The organism is Roseimarinus sediminis, from assembly GCF_050433125.1.
GTDB classification, from domain to species: Bacteria; Bacteroidota; Bacteroidia; order Bacteroidales; family Prolixibacteraceae; genus Roseimarinus; species Roseimarinus sediminis.
The window spans coordinates 177,508-196,363 of sequence record NZ_JBNPXV010000009.1 but is presented as its reverse complement, the minus strand read 5'-3'; the positions used below and the strand labels follow the sequence as shown (position 1 = coordinate 196,363).

Genomic DNA, 18,856 nt, shown 5'->3' with positions numbered 1-18,856 from the left:
ACAAGCAACCAGCATCCATTTCCTCTAATGTGTTCTATTGTATCTATTGTGGTTTATTTTTATGAGTGCCTGAGTGCCTGAGTGCCTGAGTGCCTGAGTGCCTGAGTAAGCGATTGCGAAGATTACTATTCCGGTTAGGACTGATCAGCCAGCTGGCGGACTATAGTTTTCTATTGCTTTCAACTGCTTCCCATTGCTTTCAACCGCTTTCTTTTACCACAGAGAACCACGGAGATTTTTTGAGTGCCTGAGTTCCTGAGTGCCTGAGTGAATTAGTGCATAAGTTCATAAGGAAGCCATTGCGAAGCAAATTACGATTCCACTTTCCGCACACCAACAAGCAACCAGCAACGAGCATCCAGCAACAAGTAACGAGCAACGGTTTCCTATTGTGTTTTTTTGAGTTCCTGAGTGCCTGAGTTCCTGAGTAAGCCGTTGCGAAACAAGTTTGCAGTTCACTATCCGCAACCAGTAACGAGTAACGAGCAACGAGTAACGAGCAACAAGCAACCAGCATCCATTTCCTCTAATGTGTTCTATTGTATCTATTGTGGTTTATTTTTATGAGTGCCTGAGTGCCTGAGTACCTGAGTGCCTGAGTAAGCCGTGGCGAAGCAAGTTAGCAGTCCACTATCCGCAACCAGTAACGAGTAACGAGTAACGAGCAACCAGCAACGAGCATCCAGCAACAAGTAACGAGCAACGGTTTCCTATTGTGTTTTTTTGAGTGCCTGAGTGCCTGAGTTCCTGAGTAAGCCGTTGCGAAACAAGTTTGCAGTTCACTATCCGCAACCAGTAACGAGTAACGAGCAACGAGTAACGAGCAACAAGCAACCAGCATCCATTTCCTCTAATGTGTTCTATTGTATCTATTGTGGTTTATTTTTATGAGTGCCTTAGTACCTGAGTGCCTAAGTAAGCCATTGCGAAGATTACTATTCCGGGTAGTAGTGATCAGCCAGCTGGCGGACTATAGTTTTCTATTGCTTTCAATTGCTTTCCATCGCTTTCAGTTGCTTTCCATTGCTTTCCATTGCTTTCAGTTGCGAAGCAAGTTGGCATTCCACTATCCGCACACCAACAAGCAACCAGCAACCAGCAACGAGTCCGCCAGCTGGCGGATTTCCATTGCTTTCCTTTTCGCCTTACCGACACAACGACCAATGACTTTTTCCCTTTGTCTTCAATTGCTTTCAACTGCTTTCCCTTTTTTCCTTTTTTCCTTATTGACCATTGACTTCTTCCTTAGCACATCATTTTTCTTTATATTTGACATGCGTATCAGTAAACACTAAACCCTTTTATAATGAGCGAACAACACAAACTCATCAGGATTTTCACCGGCTCCGAAGTAACAGCCTTACTTATCAAAAGCAAGCTGGAAAAGCACGACATCGACGTGCTGTTAAAAAACGACTTCCGTTCGGGCATCGCTGCAGGTGTTCCCGGAAGTGTTCCATCGGCGGTGGATGTGTACATCGATGAAGCGGCAAAACACGAAGCGGCAATTTTACTCGATGAATTTAACCAGCATCTGCCTGATTAACACAAGTCATCAATTTCATTTTTACATAATCGGATCATACTGTTTGTGAATTCGAAAAAATGAAGTACTTTTGACGCCTCAAAACAAGGTGCCATAGCTCAGTTGGTAGAGCAACGGACTGAAAATCCGTGTGTCCCCGGTTCGATTCCTGGTGGCACCACTAAAAAAGACGATCAGCTGGTCGTCTTTTTTTGTAAACACGTTCACTGACAAAAATAAAATCTGTTCAAAAGCGCTGATAATTAACTTCCAACACCGAAGTGCTCAAATTATTTGATTTTTTTATTGGCAGTTTGATTTTTTTTATAAATTTGCACCCGTCTTAGAAACAAGGCAAACAAGGACTGTCCCATGGTGTAACTGGCAACACGTCTGATTTTGGTTCAGAAGAGTCTAGGTTCGAGCCCTAGTGGGACAACAAAAAGATCTGCAACTGGCAGGTCTTTTTTTTTGCCATAAAGCGAGCACAAGGCTGACCATTCAGCGTCTGAATCCCAATCAGTAGCCCTCGCTCAGGCCCCTTCGTTCACAGCAAAACAACTTTGCCCGAAGCTTTCACTGCCGGAAAAATCACCCCGCCGCTGCCCTTTTCTAAAAATTGAAATGACTACATTTGTTCCCATGATTGATCAGCATACGGTTGAAAGAATTATGGACGCTGCCGACATTGTGGAGGTAGTGCAGGACTTTGTTACCCTCAAACGTCGCGGGGTCAACTACCTTGGAAATTGCCCCTTCCATAACGAAAAAACACCGTCGTTTACCGTATCACCCGCCAAGCAGATTTACAAATGTTTTGGCTGTGGAAAAGGTGGAAGCCCTGTGAATTTCATCATGGAACACGAGCATCTTTCGTACGTTGAAGCACTTCGTTACCTGGCAAAAAAATTTCGCATCGAAGTAGATGAAAAAGAAGAAACGCCCGAAGAAATTGCCCAGCGTAACCGCCGTGAAAGTTTGCTGATTGTTACCAACTATGCCCGTGAATACTTCTCAGCTTTTCTGATGAACGAAAATGAGGGACGCACCATAGGCCTAAGTTATTTCAGGGAGCGCGGTTTTCGCGACGACATCATTAAAAAATTCCAGCTGGGCTACTGCCCCGATCAAAAAGACACCTTTACCCAGGCTGCCCTTCGCAACGGGTACAAAATGGAGTTCCTCGAAGAAACCGGACTGACCATCAAACGTGACAACTGGATTCGCGATCGCTTTTCGGGGAGGGTCATCTTCCCCTTTCACAACCTGGCAGGAAAGGTCATTGCTTTTGGCGGACGAATTTTAAAAACCGACCCCAAAGCCGCCAAATACCTCAACTCGCCCGAATCGGAAATCTACCATAAAAGCAAGGTGCTTTACGGCATTTTCCATGCTAAAAATGCCATTACCCGCAACGATAAATGCTACCTGGTGGAAGGCTATACCGACGTGCTATCGATGCACCAGTCGGGCATCGAAAATGTGGTGGCTTCATCGGGAACCTCGCTTACCAACGACCAGATCAGACTGATCAAGCGCTTTACCTCCAACATCACCATTATTTACGATGGCGACCAGGCCGGAATCAAGGCTTCAATCAGGGGAATCGACATGGTGCTCGAAGAAGGCATCAATGTAAAAGTGGTGCCACTGCCCGATGGCGAAGACCCCGACTCTTTTGCCCGCTCGATGAATGCCACTGCCCTGCTCGACTACATCAGCAAGAACGAAACCGACTTCATTCGTTTTAAAACGAAACTGCTGATCGATCAAACCGATCAGGATCCCGTGGCCAGGGCGCGGCTCATCATCGACATTGTAAAATCGATTGCAGTCATTCCCGATACCATTACCCGCTCGGTGTACATCAAAGAGTGCAGCAAAATGCTCGACATGGAGGAGCGCATCCTGTACACCGAAGTCAATAAAATCAAATTCAGGCAGACTGAAGAGCAGATTGTAAAAGAAAAGCGGGAGCAAATCAGGGAAGCAACACAGGCAAAAGCAGCTGCTGCGCAACCGGCCGAAGCACCCAAGAATCCCTGCGAAATTGAAGAGAAGGCTTTGCTCAGGGTATTGCTACGCTATTTTTCAAACGATTTATTCAAGGTGGAAGAAGAAGAAAACGGAGAAGAACGCATGGTAAAGGTGGGCGAATACATCCTCTCGGAACTCGAGGCCGACAACCTTTCTTCGGTCGATCCGGTTATTCAGAAAATATTTGAAGAATTCAACGAACACCAGTTCGAAGATTATTTCAACCCTGAACGCTATTTTGTTCAACACACCGACAACCAAATCAGCAGTCTGGTAAGCGGCCTGCTGGTCGACAAGCACATCGAAAGTATGATCTGGCGCAAGAAAGGAGCCTACATCGAAGAAGAAGAAGAAATTCTCTTTCAGATTGTCCCCCGCCTGATCGAGGAATACAAGCTCAGGCATGTGAAACTCATCGTGAAAGGCTTGATGAAGAAAATCGGAGCACTGGGAAATGAACACCTCGACCAGGTGCTCGAAATGCAAACCATCATCACCAACCTGAAAAAGGTGGAAAAGGAACTATCGGTCAAACTGGGCAGAAGGGCCATAACATCATAATTATGAGAACACTATTCATCGAAGACAAAGAAAGTATTGAACAGTTGATCCGGTCGTGTCGTACCTGCTATGTAGGCCTGGCTGATAAAAACATGCGACCTTATGTCATCCCCATGAACTTCGGCTACGATGGTGAATACATCTACCTGCACAGCGGGCAGTTTGGACGCAAGTGGGCAATCATTCAGGAAAATCCCCTGGCCTGCATTACCTTCCTTTCGGGCGACGATCTGGCCTGGCAGGACGAAATGGTAGCATGCAGCTGGCGCGTGAAATCGAAAACGGCGATTGTTGAAGGCCGCATTGAAATTGTCGATGATTATGATGAAAAAGAAAAAATACTGCATATTTTCATGCAACAATACAGCGACAAAACCTTCAAATTCAATGCACCTGCCGTGAAAAATGTAGGCGTCATGAAAATGAAAATCGACCAGCTCGCAGCCAGGGAATTTGGTGCCAAAGCCCCCACACCATGGAACAGTTGAAGCACGACGAAACAAGCATAAAACCCCTGGTACTGGTAACCGGTGCGACCGGCATGCTGGGATCGAGACTGCTGATCGACCTTTTCAAAAAGGAATGCCGCATCAGGGCCATCTACCGCGAAAAGCAGCGCATCGAACAGTTTGAGAGCAATGTGGCAGCCTACGCCGATTGTCCCGCACAACTGTCGGCTGCCATTGAATGGGTAAAAGCCGATTTGCTCGATGCTGTTTCCATGCTGGAAGTGCTCGAAGGTGTCGACACTGTTTACCACTCAGCAGCCATGGTATCATTCGATCCTGCACGCCGAAAGGCCATGTATCGGGCCAACATCGAAGGCACCCACCTGCTGATTAATGCGGCCATCGAAAAAGGAGTACAACGTTTCTGCCATGTGAGCTCGGTGGCAGCTTTGGGAAAAACCGAAAATGCCGAAGCCATTAATGAAGAAACCGGCTGGGTTCCTGAACAAAAAAATTCGGGCTACAGCATCAGTAAATTTCATGCTGAAATGGAAGTTTGGAGAGGAATTAACGAAGGCCTGGATGCTGTGATCGTCAATCCTTCGATTATTCTCGGCCCCGGCGAATGGGAAAGCGGAAGCTCGGCCTTCTTTCACCAGATTTACAAGGGCCTGAAATTTTATACCCGGGGCGAAACCGGTTTTGTCGATGTGCGCGATGTGAGTGCGGCCCTTGTTACGCTCACCAACCCGCAAAACTGGGACAAGACAAAAAACCAGCGCTTTTTGCTCAACGCCTCCAACCACAGCTACCAAGAAATATTCGGTAAAATTGCCGAAGTGCTGCGAGTGCCTGCTCCCCGTATCCATGCCCGAAAACCCATGCTGGCCGTGGCATGGCGTGCTGCCTGGCTGTTGGCTAAACTAAGCGCTTCGTCCCCGCTTATTACGCGCGAAAGCGTAAGCAATTCGGTCAAGATCAACCGTTTCGACGGTTCCAAAATTACCCGCATCACCGGATTGAACTACCGTTCAATCGATGACACCATTGCCGAGGTGGGCGCCATGTTTCTGGCATCGCTTAAGAACAAATAGCAATGGCCACCCCTCAGGGCAGCCATCACTTTTTATTTTTCTTCAGAACAACTAAAGACCAAAAGCGGCCTTTACCTTTTCAACATAATCAAGTTTTTCCCAGGTAAAGAGTTCAACTTCCCGCTCGAAAGCTTCGAAATAGGGAGAAGTGAAAACTTTCTTCACCACTTTCGGATCACGCCCCATGTGCCCGTACGAAGCGGTTTCCTCATAAATCGGGTTGCGCAGTTTCAGCCGGTCTTCAATGGCCTTGGGCCGCATGTCGAAGAGTGTTTCTACTTTGGCTGCAATCTCCTCGTCGCTTATTTCAAGCTTCGACGTTCCATACGTATCGATGAAGATGTTCATGGGCCGTGCCACACCAATGGCATAGGCTACCTGCACCAGAATTTCATCGGCAAGGCCGGCCGCCACCAGGTTTTTTGCTACGTGACGCGCGGCATAGGCTGCCGAACGATCGACCTTCGAAGGATCTTTGCCGCTGAAGGCACCTCCTCCGTGAGCTCCCTTTCCACCATAGGTATCTACAATAATTTTGCGCCCGGTAAGGCCGGTATCGCCATGCGGACCGCCTATTACAAATTTACCGGTTGGGTTAACGTGGAAGATGATCTGATCGTCGAACAACGCCTGCAAGCGTTCAGGCAAATTACTGACCACGCGGGGCAGCAGGATCTCTATCACATCTTTCCTTATCTGATCAAGCATGAGCTGATCGGCCTTTTCGACCGCTTCGGGCGACTTGCTTTCGGGCTGTACAAATTCGTCGTGCTGGGTCGATACCACAATGGTATGTACCCTAAGGGGCTGGCCCTTATCGCCATATTCAATGGTCACCTGAGATTTCGAATCGGGGCGCAAATAGGTCATTACCTTTCCCTCGCGACGAATGGCTGCGAGTTCAATCAGCAGCCGGTGCGACAACTCGAGTGCCAGTGGCATGTAGCTGTCGGTTTCGGTACAGGCATAACCAAACATCATGCCCTGATCGCCGGCACCCTGCTCCATTGGATCGGTGCGTACCACCCCACGGTTAATGTCGGGGCTTTGCTCATGAATGGCCGAAAAAACACCACACGACTCACCATCGAAGCGATAGGCAGCCTTGGTGTAACCAATGCGGTTAATCACCTCGCGGGCTATTTCCTGTACATCGATGTAGGTTTCGGTTTTAATTTCACCGGCCAGTACCACCTGCCCTGTTGTGACCAGGGTTTCGCATGCCACTTTGGAGTTGGGGTCGAATGCCAGCAATTTATCTAAAATGGCATCTGAAATTTGATCGGCCACTTTATCGGGGTGTCCCTCCGATACCGATTCGGATGTAAATAAGTATCCCATAATTATAGTATTTCCTAAACTAACAGGTTAATAAATAAGGAAGGGATTTGTGAAGTGAGCGGCAATCGATAACAAGTCGAACGCTTTAGCATTTTTTTTCGTGGTTGCAATCATTCACAAATCTTTCCACAAATACGGGGCAAATATACAATGTTTTTCTGACTTTCAAAGCGTTTCACCCTAATGAAGACCTAAAGGTATCCAATTAATTTCCACCACATGAGCGATGAATACTCACTTCGAAGCGCTGGCGACATTGTTGCATGAAACCCGGGATGCCTAGTCAACTTCTTCAAAATCGACGTATTCCCCCTTGTCCTTGTCGACAATTTTTTCACCTCCCGGTTTGTAGCGAATGGTGGTTTCCCCCTCGTTTGGTTTTTGGGGTTCGTTGGAGCCCTGCCTGCGTTGAGCCGACTGGCTGCCCTGAATAAAAAGACGGGTCAGCCATCGTACCACCAGGTAAATCACTGCAATGACCAGAAGCGTTCGCAGCAGGCCGACAAAATATAGAATGATGCTTAACATTTTAACTAAATTGTGTTCGTGCAAAGGAATAAAAAAAAGTGCCTGTTTCAAAGTCAGGCACTCCAAATTGTAATGCGATGAATCCTACTGATTAATAAAGCCGCGTGAAGAACAAGCAAAACGCCCGAATTCGCTAAGATCCTCAATGGTAATGTCACCATAAAACGAGAACAGGAGGCTCATCTCGTCATCGTGCAGCAACATGTGAAATTCATCCATGTTATGGCGCTGTCCGTGGCCGATAAAAACAAGGCGGTCATCGTCATCGTCGAGTGTAATATGGCAGTTATCGTTGCTTACTTCATCGGGGTCGATGGTAAAATATCCTTTGCCATCCAACTGCTCAAGCATTCTTTCGAAAACCTCATCGGCAAAGAGGCTGCCTTTGCGCTCGTTGTACGACAACATTTTTATTTTATCCATCTTGTAGATCACCTTTTTGGTATCCTCATCGATAAAAACTTCTAACGGTTTGATTACCGACTTGGAAAAACTCAGGTTCACCACGCCATCTTTTCCCGAGAAAAGATCATAAATTTTATCTGACTGGCTCTGGGAGAAACCCAGCAATGAACTCAGCGTCATGGCCAGTATGATTCCTAGTTGAATTAGTGTTTTCATATTTGTCTTTTTTGGAAAGCTGAATTGTATCTGTTAGTAGTTTATTTATCAACCAGCGTCAGGCCATCGGCTTTCATTTCCCAATAACGACTGGTCATGTCGCCATCCCAGGTGTTGGTTGTGTTTTTAATATCATGAATAATGGGCAACAGGTTATCGTTGAGATACACCACCTTGCCTACAGGAAGTTTCAATTCGATGATCGTTTTCTGATCTCTCCACTTCCCTCCTTCTTCAATAAAGAACCAGGGGTCGAAAAGCAGCGTATTGCCCTCGAGCTGATACTGATAATTGATTTCGCCTGCATTGTGCAGCGCATTTTTAAAGTTATTTCCCTTCGACGATGAGCGCACCTTGAGCTCCACTGCTTCATTGTTGCTTTCCCTGATAGTAAACCTGGGTTTGCCCACCAGCCGTTCCTCGCCGTCGACAACAAGTATCTTAAAGTTATTCACCTGCATTCTCGATTCGTAACGCTCATACAAGTCCTCGTTCATTTCGAGCCATAGGGTGTCGCCTGGTATGTTCAGTTCCTTTTCGTTACTCACCGAAGTGCTGGTACTGAAAACATCGATGGCACCAGCGCCCGACCCAATCGCTACAATGATGCCAATTACCCACACGCCAAGGGCCGTCAAAAGTACCGAACGACTGTTGGCCACATAGTTGAACAACATTTTAGTTCCCAGATAAATGAGCAACAGGATGGGCATTCCCACAATGATGAGTACTGCCAGCAGCAGGGTGGTTGCCATGCTTCCGCTAAAGACATGATCGAGGAAGATTCCGCTATGAAAACCGGGAAGCACTCCTGCTATTTTAGAAGAAGTGAAAATACCAAACATCAGTCCGGCCAGCATTAAGAAACCAGTTACTAAAAAGATAAAACCAAATATGCGTGAAAATACGCTTACCGTTCCCCGTCCGGCCGCTTCGACGGTTTCACCCGTTCTGCGGGTGTACTCACGGGCCTTCTGGTATTCCTTTGAGTTTTTGTACTTGCCAAAATTATCCTTCATCTCACTGAATTCTTCTTTTACCGAACGTCCAATGTTCTCTACATTGATGGGTTCTCCCTTCATCTCGAGGCGTTGGGTGGTAGAATAAGCCTTTGGAACTGCAATCCAAAGTACCAGATAAACCGGCAGGGCAATGCCAGAAGTGGCAATGGCCAGGATCACAAAGAGCAAACGCACAATCCAGCGCTCCATGCCAAAATAGTAGGCCAGGCCGCCGCACACTCCGCCAAAAACGCGGGTTTCGGGATCGCGGTACAATTTTTTGCGTTGCGTATAATAATGCCTTTCGCTGTGCTGCTTCGTATCAGCTGTTGGCTCCTTAGGCGCTTCATCGTCGCCACCCGGAAAATCTTCGGGCATGCCCATGGTTTCGATCACCTGATCGACCAGCCGCTTGTTAATCACGCCCGAACCTCCGCTGGTACGTTCGCTAAACAGTTCGGCAATCCGTGCTTCAATGTCGCTAATGATCTCGTGCCCGCCTTCTTCTTTACTGAAATGTTGGCTAACACGCGACAAATAGTCTTTCAATTTTTCGTAAGCATCATCATCAATGTGAAAGACGATTCCGCTAATATTAATGGTCAATGTTTTTTTCATATCGTTATAAGTTATCGTTGTTCTGTTGTATTTCAAGATACTGAATCGATGAAAGGATTCAAAGCTTTCTGATTCGCTGCACGGCAGCATCAATTTCATCCCACGATGCGGCAAGATCAAGGAGGGCACTTTTCCCATCGCTGGTGAGTACGTAGTACTTCCGGGGCGGGCCCTGTTGTGATTCTTCCCAGCTATAGCTAAGCAGACCTGCATTTTTCAGCCGGGTAAGTAAAGGGTAAAGTGTACCTTCAACAACCAGCATCCGCGCTTTTCTCATTTCTTCAATAATGTCGGGCGCGTAGGCCTGTCGTTTCGAAAGAATTTCGAGGATGCAATACTCCAGTATGCCCTTCCTCATTTGTGCTTTTGTATTTTCTGTGTTCATGCGCTTAATTTAATTGATGTGTTCATGGCTTTTATTTTTTGTGTTCCTGGTTAAAAAACACGATTCAAAGATGCGGTACAAAATGGTACTTGGCAATGCAAAGTAGTATGTATGCAACAAAATTATCGGTAAACGAACCAAACAGGCAGGTAAACCAAGGAGCTGCTTCTGCAATTCGGACAATCAAACAACATTTGAGTTGACCGAAGGACCTATTTTTTTATGTTAGTCAAATGATCGTGCTGCACTTATTGAAAAAATTCTTAATTTAGGAGATCATTAAAAAATTAGATTATTTTTGATTTTGAATTAAGGGCTCCATCAACCCACAAGAGTTAACTTAGCCATTATGCAAAAAGAAAACAACTCCCTGATTTTTGTAGTAGAAGACAACAGGGTCTACAACAAGCTGATAGTGAGCTATCTCAAATCGAACAAATTCACCAATGTGATGCCTTTTTACTCAGGTGAAGATGCGATCAATAACCTGTACCGTAATCCCGACATTATAATACAGGACTTTCTGCTTGATGGCATGAACGGTATTGAGGTATTAAAAAAGGCGAAAGAGATGGATACCGACATCGAATTTATCTTCCTTTCGGGTCAGGACAACATCGATGTGGCCATCAACACGATGAAATATGGTGCCTACGATTACATTGTAAAAGATCAGATGGCGCTGAAGAAACTGGTCAATAAAATCAATAAGATACAATCGGTGAACAAACTGGTTCAGTCGAATAAGCGTTACCGCGTGGGCGTTATTGTATTTTTTGCCGCACTGATCATCATTGTTCTGGCAATTTTGGCCTTTACCTTCTTTTTTAACAAATAAAAGCTGCACTTATAAAATACTGCTATTCAGACCCGTACTCACACTGCGGGTTTTTTTTTCACTTTTTTTTGAATTTTTTTTGAAAAAGAGGGTAACCTTTTTGCCTTTTTCGGAATTAATAAGTGAAACCCTTTCACAGATTGTTTTTCGTTTACCCTGTCAATTGTAAGACTATTTTCATGGTAGAGACTGGCCAAACGGCCAGTCTTTTTTTTATCAAAACAACATGAGAATGGCCGATAATACCGTCACCACAATCACCATCCACTGATAGCGCCTGTTCGAGATCCGTTTTACCAGCCAGAAGCCGCTGAGTGCTCCCAGGGTAATGGCCGGCAGGGTGTAAAGGTCGGTCAGCAATCCTGGCCCGCTAATGGTATGCCAGCTAAAAACATGAAATGGTACTTTAATTACATTGATCAGAAAAAAGAACCACGCAGCAGTACCAATAAATTCGTTTTTAGGCAGGCGCAGGGCCAGCAAATAAATGGCCAGTATCGGACCTGCGGCATTGCCTATCATGGTGGCAAAGCCCCCGGCAAGTCCCATCAGGGCTGCAAAATACCACTGAGTGGGAATGGCGGCCTTTTCTTCCTTCCGCTCACGCCAGATCATCAGCCCCACACCGGCAAAAATAACCAATGCAATCAGGCGTTTAAACTGTTCATCGTTTACCCGGTTGCCCGCCACCATGGCCAGCAACACGCCCGCAACAGCCCATGGCAAGGCCCGCAACACATGCTTCCAGTGGGCATGACGGTGATAATAGCCTACCCCGAACAGATCGGCCATGATCAGTATGGGTAATAAAATTCCGGTTGAATTCTTTCCCCCGAATACCATGGCCAGTATGGGAATACTGATCATCGAGACGCCGGGCACACCGGCTTTCGACATTCCTACCAGAAAAGCACACAGCATCAGCAGTACCCATTCGGTACCATTCAGCTCAAGTACATTCAATAACATCACTGCTTACTAATTATGAAGAGATAATATAAACCCCCGACGCTAAAATTGTTTAAGCTGCCTTAGAATAAAACTGACATATTCTTCTTCATCGCTTACCGAGCCTTGTTTAATAGGATAGCCCATGGTATTCCGGTAAATATTTCCTGTTGAAGTCCCCCGCAATTCAATATTAACCGACTTCGACTCGAACTGAAACAAATCGGGCCGGCCCAGGTAAACCATTGGAAGCACATCGTAAATAAGGTATTTCCCGCATGTTTTGCAGGCAGGTTCGAGCAAGCTTCCAACCACACGGCTAAGCGCTTTGTCGCTGTTCTTTTCAAGATGATACAGCATGAACTGATCGACAGGCAAATGCTTTGCTGCATCGACAGGAAACAAATAAACCGGCAAAGAGGCGGCCAAAAGATTCACCGCAGCCTGTGGATCTCTGTAAATATTCCACTCGGCGCTTCCGTCGTGATCGGGCACCAGCACATTTCCATCGGCATAAAATGCCCCTGCCACCCACAAAATCCGGTCAATCTTGTCCTTCACTTCGGGATATTTCTCCAATACGGCGGCAAAGTGCGTTGCAGGTCCTGTAAGTACCACGGTTGTCTTTTGCTCCTCTGCAATCAGCTTCCGGTAAGTAAAATCGAGCGGATCTTCTTCAACAAGCTGCTTCTCATTGGGTTTTCGCTCGGCAAGCAGCTCATTGCATATCTTACTGGTTGTAATGCACCATTCCTCAGGAAAAGGATTTGACTCCACAGCTGAAGTTGAAACAACTTCCACATCGTGGCGGCAGAACAGATCCAAAATTCTCAAAGTTGCCTGTACACCACATGGTGGCACATAACAGCCCGGAGAGACTGCAATACCGCTCACCCGATACTGACTTAAAGTCAATAACAGTACCAGCGCCACCAAATCATCGATGGCACCATCGTGGTTAAAAAACAGGGGGGGCTGAACAGGTTTAGTTTCGATCACAGGCATGAAATATTAATTTTCAGGCGATACAAAAATAAAAATATTATTGTTAGTTAGGCTTTTTGCTGCTTAAAGTTGATAAAAAGGAAAGACGGTTGCTTGTTGCTGGTTGCCTGCCCCGTGAAATTCGACCTTAGGAGAATATTTCTACGAGGCTCGTTGCTGGTTGCTCGTTGCTGGTTGGTGTGCGGATAGTGGAATGCCAACTTGCTTCGCAACTGAAAGCGATGGAAAGCGATGGAAAGCAATAGGAAGCAATAGAAAAATACAATCATAGCTACATCGGGAGCGGCGATCTCCGATTCGCCGAACATCATCCGAATATTTCAAAGGTGCTGGATGCTGGTTGCTCGTTGCTGGATGCTCGTTACTGGATGCGAATAGTGGAATGCCAACTTGCTTTGCAATTGCTTACTCAGGAACTCAATAAACCTCTGTGGTCCTCTGTGCCTGCTCTGAGGTTCTCTGTGGTAAAAGAAAGCGATGGAAAGCAATGGGAAGCAATAGAAAACTATAGTCCGCCAGCTGGCGGATTGTGAAGATCTATGCAATTATCAGAGGAATCGTAATTTGTTTCGCAATGGCTTCCTTATGAACTTATGCACTTATTCACTCAGGCACTCAGGCACTCAAAAAATCTCCGTGGTCCTCTGTGGTAAAAGAAAGCGGTTGAAAGCAATGGGAAGCAGTTGAAAGCAATAGAAAACGGTTGTCCGCGAGCTGGCTGATCACTACTACCCGGAATAGTAATCTTCGCAATGGCTTACTTAGGCACTAAGGAACTCAGGCACTCAGGCACTCAAAAAATCTCCGTGGTCCTCTGTGGTAAAAGAAAGCGGTTGAAAGCAATGGGAAGCAGTTGAAAGCAATAGAAAACGGTTGTCCGCGAGCTGGCTGATCACTACTACCCGGAATAGTAATCTTCGCAATGGCTTACTTAGGCACTAAGGAACTCAGGCACTCAGGCACTCAAAAAAATAAACCACAATAGACACAATAGGACACATTAGAAAAGGGTTGAAAACGGTTATCGGTTGTCAAGGTTGTTGGTTGGTGTGCGGATAGTAAACTGCAAACTTGCTTCGCAACTGAAAGCGATGGAAAGCGATGGAAAGCAATAGAAAAATACTATCATAGCTACATCGGGAGCGGCGATCTCCGATTCGCCGAACATCATCCGAATATTTCAAAGGTGCTGGTTGCTCGTTGCTCGTTGCTGGATGCTCGTTACTGGATGCGAATAGTGGAATGCCAACTTGCTTTGCAATTGCTTACTCAGGAACTCAATAAACCTCTGTGGTCCTCTGTGCCTGCTCTGAGGTTCTCTGTGGTAAAAGAAAGCGATGGAAAGCAATGGGAAGCAATAGAAAACTATAGTCCGCCAGCTGGCGGATTGTGAAGATCTATGCAATTATCAGAGGAATCGTAATTTGTTTCGCAATGGCTTCCTTATGAACTTATGCACTTATTCACTCAGGCACTCAGGCACTCAAAAAATCTCCGTGGTCCTCTGTGGTAAAAGAAAGCGGTTGAAAGCAATGGGAAGCAGTTGAAAGCAATAGAAAACGGTTGTCCGCCAGCTGGCTGATCACTACTACCCGGAATAGTAATCTTCGCAATGGCTTACTTAGGCACTCAGGTACTAAGGTACTAAGGCACTCAGGCACTCAAAAAAATAAACCACAATAGACACAATAGGACACATTAGAAAAGGGTTGAAAGCGGTTGAAAACGGTTATCGGTTGTCAAGGTTGTTGGTTGGTGTGCGGATAGTAAACTGCTAACTTGCTTCGCAACTGAAAGCGATGGAAAGCGATGGAAAGCAATAGGAAGCAATAGAAAACGGTTGTCCGCCAGCTGGCTGATCACTACTACCCGGAATAGTAATCTTCGCAATGGCTTACTTAGGCACTCAGGTACTTAGGTACTTAGGCACTCAGGAACTCAAAAAATACCCCCCTCTCCCGATAGCTATCGGGACCCCTGAAGGGTGGAGGTAGCGCGGAATGATGCGAAAATCTATGCAATTATCAGAGGAATCGTAATTTGTTTCGCAATGGCTTCCTTATGAACTTATGCACTTATTCACTCAGGCACTCAGGTACTCAGGTACTCAGGTACTCCACCCACTGACTCACTGACTCACTGACTTTTTACTTTATTAATCGCGTGTAATCTCGTTGGTGGAAATGTTTTGATGAATGGTGAAAGGGGCATCCACATCGGTGCCATGGGTGAAAGTCCAGGTTTTGGGGCAGCCACCTGGAACTGTAATGGATTCAATCACTTGCTCGGTATCGGTAAAAGTGACCACAACCGATTCAGTACCCGATAATTCCAGTCCATCGGTTGTATAAGTACCAATTCCATCACCAACCTGATCGGGGTCATTCCAACCCAGCGGATCAATTTCTTCAGGTGTAATGACCGGCACTTCATAAACTCCCGTTCCACCGCTTACTGTCAGATTAAACTGAACTTCTTCTTTCGAACAGAAATGATCTTTTACAGGGTCAAAATTGATGGTCAAAGGCCGCAGGATTTTAATGTCCTGAGTAACTGACATTGAAAGACCTGCTTCGTCGCGTACGGTCCAGGTTATGGTATAAGTAGTATCGTTTAAAACTGGTTGCGGAAAGGTGGTGATGGTGATGGCTCCACCACTGGCCACCGTTGTGCCCGAAGCAGGTACTACATTGTCGCCATTAACCGTTACTTCCCACTCGATGGAGGGATCGGCTGTACAGCCACCATCGTTGGCTTCGGGGATATCCAGCGCTACATTCGAATTGTGACAGAAATCAAATATCTGGTTGACGGCCGCATTAATGAAAGGTTTACTTCCTATCCCGATTTTCTGCACATGGGTGCTTAAATTGCCGCAGGCATCGGTAATGGTAAAGGTACGGTTGAACCAGAATTCCTGATTTTCGGCTTCGTTACATACCCAGTTAACCGGACCATCCTCATAAGTCACCACAATTGTGCCTTCGCTGGTTTGGTTGTCGGTACAATTCTCCGGCTCTCCGGCACCCCTTGAATTTGGATTTTCCGGATCGTAGGGATCGGTGGTAATCATGCTGCCCACCGTGCTTCCGCTTAAAACTACATTTTCGATGGTAAAATCTTCAGTACCATCGGTGGTATAGCTCAAATAAACCCGAAGTTCATTGGCTCCCTGGGCAATCAGGGGCAAACTCACACTTACTTCCTCATCATCCAGCTCACTTCCCCAGCCATTTTCAGGATCCGGCAGCCGATAGATTTCTTCTTCTACCCCGTCGTAATTGATGCTTACAACAAAATAATCATCTTCATCGTCCCAGGTTTGACCGTCAGGTGTATTTTGTGTCAGATTAAAAGTGAGTGAAAGATTGTTATGATTGGATACATCAAACAGATACTCCCGGCTATATTCGTCAGCCAAAGTGTTCTCGAGATAGTCGTGATAATCATCTTCAGGTACTGCAGGTTGATATTGTTGTTGTGTTAAATCGATCGGGTTTTGAGTGTAAATAAAGTCCTTGAAATTTTCATACAGGAAGGTAGCATCCCCTGGAAGATCAGCACATACGGGCGCATCCTCGTCATCTTCCAAAATTACCTCTACCGGAGTAAAGGGGCAACTGTTGACATCGTCTACATTAATTGTATAGGTTCCCGCCAAAAGATTTTCAAAGGTATAATCAGAAGCACTAACAGGCCCTTCGTTAACAGGCCCGGAAAGAGTAATGTTGTAGGGAGGTGTGCCTCCTGAAACATGGGCTGTAATCGAACCATCATCACCAATACATTTTACCATTTCGTAAGTGAGGGAGAGTGGCTGAGGATTGGTTAAAACATAGTTATCGGTAAACACAGTTACATCGGCTTCATCTTTTATGCTTAAGCTATAGGTTCCAGGCACCAGGGCACTGATAGATGGCTGATCGCTTGTAAAACTATTAGGACCACTCCAGGCATAGGTATAAGTACCGCTACCGCCACAAATCGTTACTGCGATGGCACCGTCGTCAACCCCGTTGCAGGTATTGTTGTTTATTTCTACTCCAAAGGACAAGGCCGATGGGGCTTCCACCGTAATCTCCCTGTAAATTTCAGCTGATTCACCACCACAAGACCCTCCTGTTACAGTAGCACGAAGGGTGCCGGGCAATGAGGTCCACCTTACGGTACAGCTTGCTTCATCGTTCACACCGATAATCGATCCGCCTCCGCCTTCAATGCTCCAAGTAATTGTAGCATAATCGGCCGCATTGGCAATGGTATAGCTGGCATCGCCGGTTACGCACACTTCGCTTTCGATGGCTCCCCACTGGATTACATTGGGTGCAATGCCCCCTTCGTTGGTGGCAGCAATGGTGACATTATCGAGTGTTACCGTTTCCCCATCGGGAAAATTATCGGCATAGAGCCTGACTGCCACAATACCTCCATTGGCCATAATGCCTTCTGCACGGTACATGTCGCCACTATAATTGGTAAAAGAAACTGCGGCTGACCAGGTGTTTCCTCCATCGGTGGAATATTGCAGATAGGCCTCGGCATAGCTTGCTCCACCACTAAAAGTCACATCGGCCGATATTTGAACCCCGACATGACAATCAGTTTCCACATCGCCCGATTCCCAGATGGTTCCGGTAAAAGGACTTCCTAAATTATTGGTATAAGGTACTCCGGCCATGTCGGCAGTACTATTGAAAAGAAGCACGTCCATGCCTTCGGTCACATACAGAATGGGATCACCTGCTTCGATGCTTGTGGTGATTGTTGCAGGCTGCTGTGTTCCGCTTGCGGTCCCCATTACATCGACTTCACCATTGTCGGTATTAAAATTTGAAGAAGAAAAATCAGCATTTCCCAATACGCCAATGTAGGAACCCAATTGAAATTCGGCGTCAGCAGCTGAAAGACTCATATCTTTTCCAACAACAAGCGATCCTGACAAATTGAGTGACCGACCTCCTGAATGAGAAAAACTGCCACTTGTATTCCACGCTCCTGCAACAGCCAAATCACCCCTGACTGTTGTGTTTTGATAAACGACCAAACGCCCTCCACTATCAATTGTTATCGTACCATTTTCCTGGCTCGCACCATAATTGAAATTCCCTGTAACAATTAATAAGCCTTCAGATCCAATGGTAATTCCGGGTGAAGCACCGTTGGTAAAGGTCAGGTCGCCTTCCACGATCAAGGTATCATTAACAGTTAGTGTTTTAAAGTTGTTGGAGAAACTGAGTGAAGCCGATGAAGTAATGGTGCCGTTGATGGTTATCTCCAGATTGTTATCTGACTCATTTGGCACACCACCAACTTCCCAGGAAGCAGCATCGCTCCAGGTACCTGTATAAGCATCTTTTGTGGTATGAACCTGTGTCATTCCACTTGTTGCTATCAGCAACAGCCCTACTATGATTATTAAATACTTCACTGCGACGAGTTTGCTTAATCAGCTCAAAAATAGCAAGATTTTTTTAAGTAGCAGTGTGGATGGGAATTAATTCGTAAAGAAAGGAAGAAGGAAAAAGGAAGAAAGGGAAAGCAATTGAAGACAATGGGAAAAAGTCATTGGTCATTGTGTCAGTATGGTGAAAAAGAAAGCACTAGAAAATGTTTGCTGGTTGCTCGTTGGTGTGCGGATAGTGGAATGCCAACTTGCTTCGCAACTGAAAGCGATGGAAAGCGATGGAAAGCAATAGGAAGCAATAGAAAACGGTTGTCCGCCAGCTGGCTGATCACTACTACCCGGAATAGTAATCTTCGCAATGGCTTACTTAGGCACTCAGGTACTAAGGCACTCAGGTACTCAGGCACTCAGGAACTCAAAAAAACACAATAGGAAATCCGCCAGCTGGCGGACTGGTTGCTCGTTGCTGGTTGCTGGTTGGGGCTTGCCTGGCGTGCGGAT

Annotated in this window: 14 protein-coding genes and 2 tRNA genes; 7 read left to right on the top strand and 9 right to left on the bottom strand. The window is 46.1% G+C overall.

The features are described 5' to 3' along the window. Nucleotides 1-954: 954 nt before the first annotated feature. Complete coding sequence (locus FHS86_RS13245; RefSeq protein WP_429414430.1) at nt 955-1,197, bottom strand: hypothetical protein; 243 nt, start codon at nt 1,195-1,197, stop codon at nt 955-957. Nucleotides 1,198-1,306: 109 nt separating this feature from the next. Between FHS86_RS13245 and FHS86_RS13240 the strand changes: the two genes are divergently transcribed. From FHS86_RS13240 to FHS86_RS13215, 6 genes are all read left to right on the top strand, one after another. Next, a complete protein-coding gene (locus tag FHS86_RS13240) occupies nt 1,307-1,546 on the top strand; it encodes a putative signal transducing protein (RefSeq protein ID WP_429414427.1) in 240 nt (79 codons plus the stop codon). A gap of 87 nt (nt 1,547-1,633) precedes the next feature. After that, nucleotides 1,634-1,706 (top strand) — tRNA-Phe (locus FHS86_RS13235). 185 nt (nt 1,707-1,891) lie between these two features. Next, nucleotides 1,892-1,964, top strand: a tRNA-Gln gene (locus tag FHS86_RS13230). Nucleotides 1,965-2,149: 185 nt separating this feature from the next. Next, the gene (gene dnaG / locus FHS86_RS13225; protein ID WP_429414424.1) at nt 2,150-4,123 is read left to right on the top strand and encodes a DNA primase; all 1,974 of its coding nucleotides are present in this window, start codon (nt 2,150-2,152) and stop codon (nt 4,121-4,123) included. Between the two features lie 2 nt (nt 4,124-4,125). Then, the gene (locus FHS86_RS13220; protein ID WP_429414421.1) at nt 4,126-4,611 is read left to right on the top strand and encodes a pyridoxamine 5'-phosphate oxidase family protein; all 486 of its coding nucleotides are present in this window, start codon (nt 4,126-4,128) and stop codon (nt 4,609-4,611) included. Further along, on the top strand, nt 4,599-5,666 hold the full coding sequence (locus FHS86_RS13215; RefSeq protein WP_429414418.1) for an NAD-dependent epimerase/dehydratase family protein: 1,068 nt from the start codon (nt 4,599-4,601) through the stop codon (nt 5,664-5,666). Before FHS86_RS13220 ends, FHS86_RS13215 begins: the two co-directional genes overlap by 13 nt. A 51-nt stretch (nt 5,667-5,717) precedes the next feature. On the opposite strand, the gene metK is transcribed toward FHS86_RS13215, so the two are convergent. From metK to FHS86_RS13190, 5 genes are all read right to left on the bottom strand, one after another. Further along, entirely contained in the window at nt 5,718-7,007 is a 1,290-nt protein-coding gene (gene metK, locus FHS86_RS13210; protein ID WP_429414415.1) for a methionine adenosyltransferase, read from the bottom strand. Between the two features lie 279 nt (nt 7,008-7,286). Beyond that, a complete protein-coding gene (locus FHS86_RS13205) occupies nt 7,287-7,535 on the bottom strand; it encodes a hypothetical protein (RefSeq protein WP_429414412.1) in 249 nt (82 codons plus the stop codon). An 84-nt stretch (nt 7,536-7,619) separates the two neighbouring features. Next, entirely contained in the window at nt 7,620-8,156 is a 537-nt protein-coding gene (locus FHS86_RS13200) for a DUF4252 domain-containing protein (RefSeq protein ID WP_429414409.1), read from the bottom strand. A 41-nt stretch (nt 8,157-8,197) separates the two neighbouring features. Then, nucleotides 8,198-9,775 carry a PspC domain-containing protein gene (locus FHS86_RS13195; RefSeq protein ID WP_429414406.1) on the bottom strand — a complete coding sequence of 526 codons (1,578 nt, stop codon included), beginning with the start codon at nt 9,773-9,775 and terminating at the stop codon, nt 8,198-8,200. A 58-nt stretch (nt 9,776-9,833) separates the two neighbouring features. After that, on the bottom strand, nt 9,834-10,160 hold the full coding sequence (locus tag FHS86_RS13190; protein ID WP_429414403.1) for a PadR family transcriptional regulator: 327 nt from the start codon (nt 10,158-10,160) through the stop codon (nt 9,834-9,836). 349 nt (nt 10,161-10,509) lie between these two features. On the opposite strand from FHS86_RS13190, the gene FHS86_RS13185 reads away from it, so the two are divergent. Then, nucleotides 10,510-10,998 carry a response regulator gene (locus tag FHS86_RS13185; protein WP_429414400.1) on the top strand — a complete coding sequence of 163 codons (489 nt, stop codon included), beginning with the start codon at nt 10,510-10,512 and terminating at the stop codon, nt 10,996-10,998. 216 nt (nt 10,999-11,214) lie between these two features. On the opposite strand, the gene FHS86_RS13180 is transcribed toward FHS86_RS13185, so the two are convergent. The 3 genes from FHS86_RS13180 to FHS86_RS13170 form a co-directional block, all read right to left on the bottom strand. Then, nucleotides 11,215-11,967, bottom strand: a complete 753-nt coding sequence (locus tag FHS86_RS13180; protein WP_429414434.1) for a sulfite exporter TauE/SafE family protein — start codon at nt 11,965-11,967, stop codon at nt 11,215-11,217. Between the two features lie 42 nt (nt 11,968-12,009). Beyond that, nucleotides 12,010-12,951: a nucleoside hydrolase gene (locus FHS86_RS13175; RefSeq protein ID WP_429414397.1), complete on the bottom strand. Its 942-nt coding sequence runs from the start codon at nt 12,949-12,951 to the stop codon at nt 12,010-12,012. A gap of 2,155 nt (nt 12,952-15,106) precedes the next feature. Further along, a complete protein-coding gene (locus tag FHS86_RS13170) occupies nt 15,107-18,379 on the bottom strand; it encodes a hypothetical protein (RefSeq protein WP_429414394.1) in 3,273 nt (1,090 codons plus the stop codon). Nucleotides 18,380-18,856 lie beyond the last annotated feature (477 nt).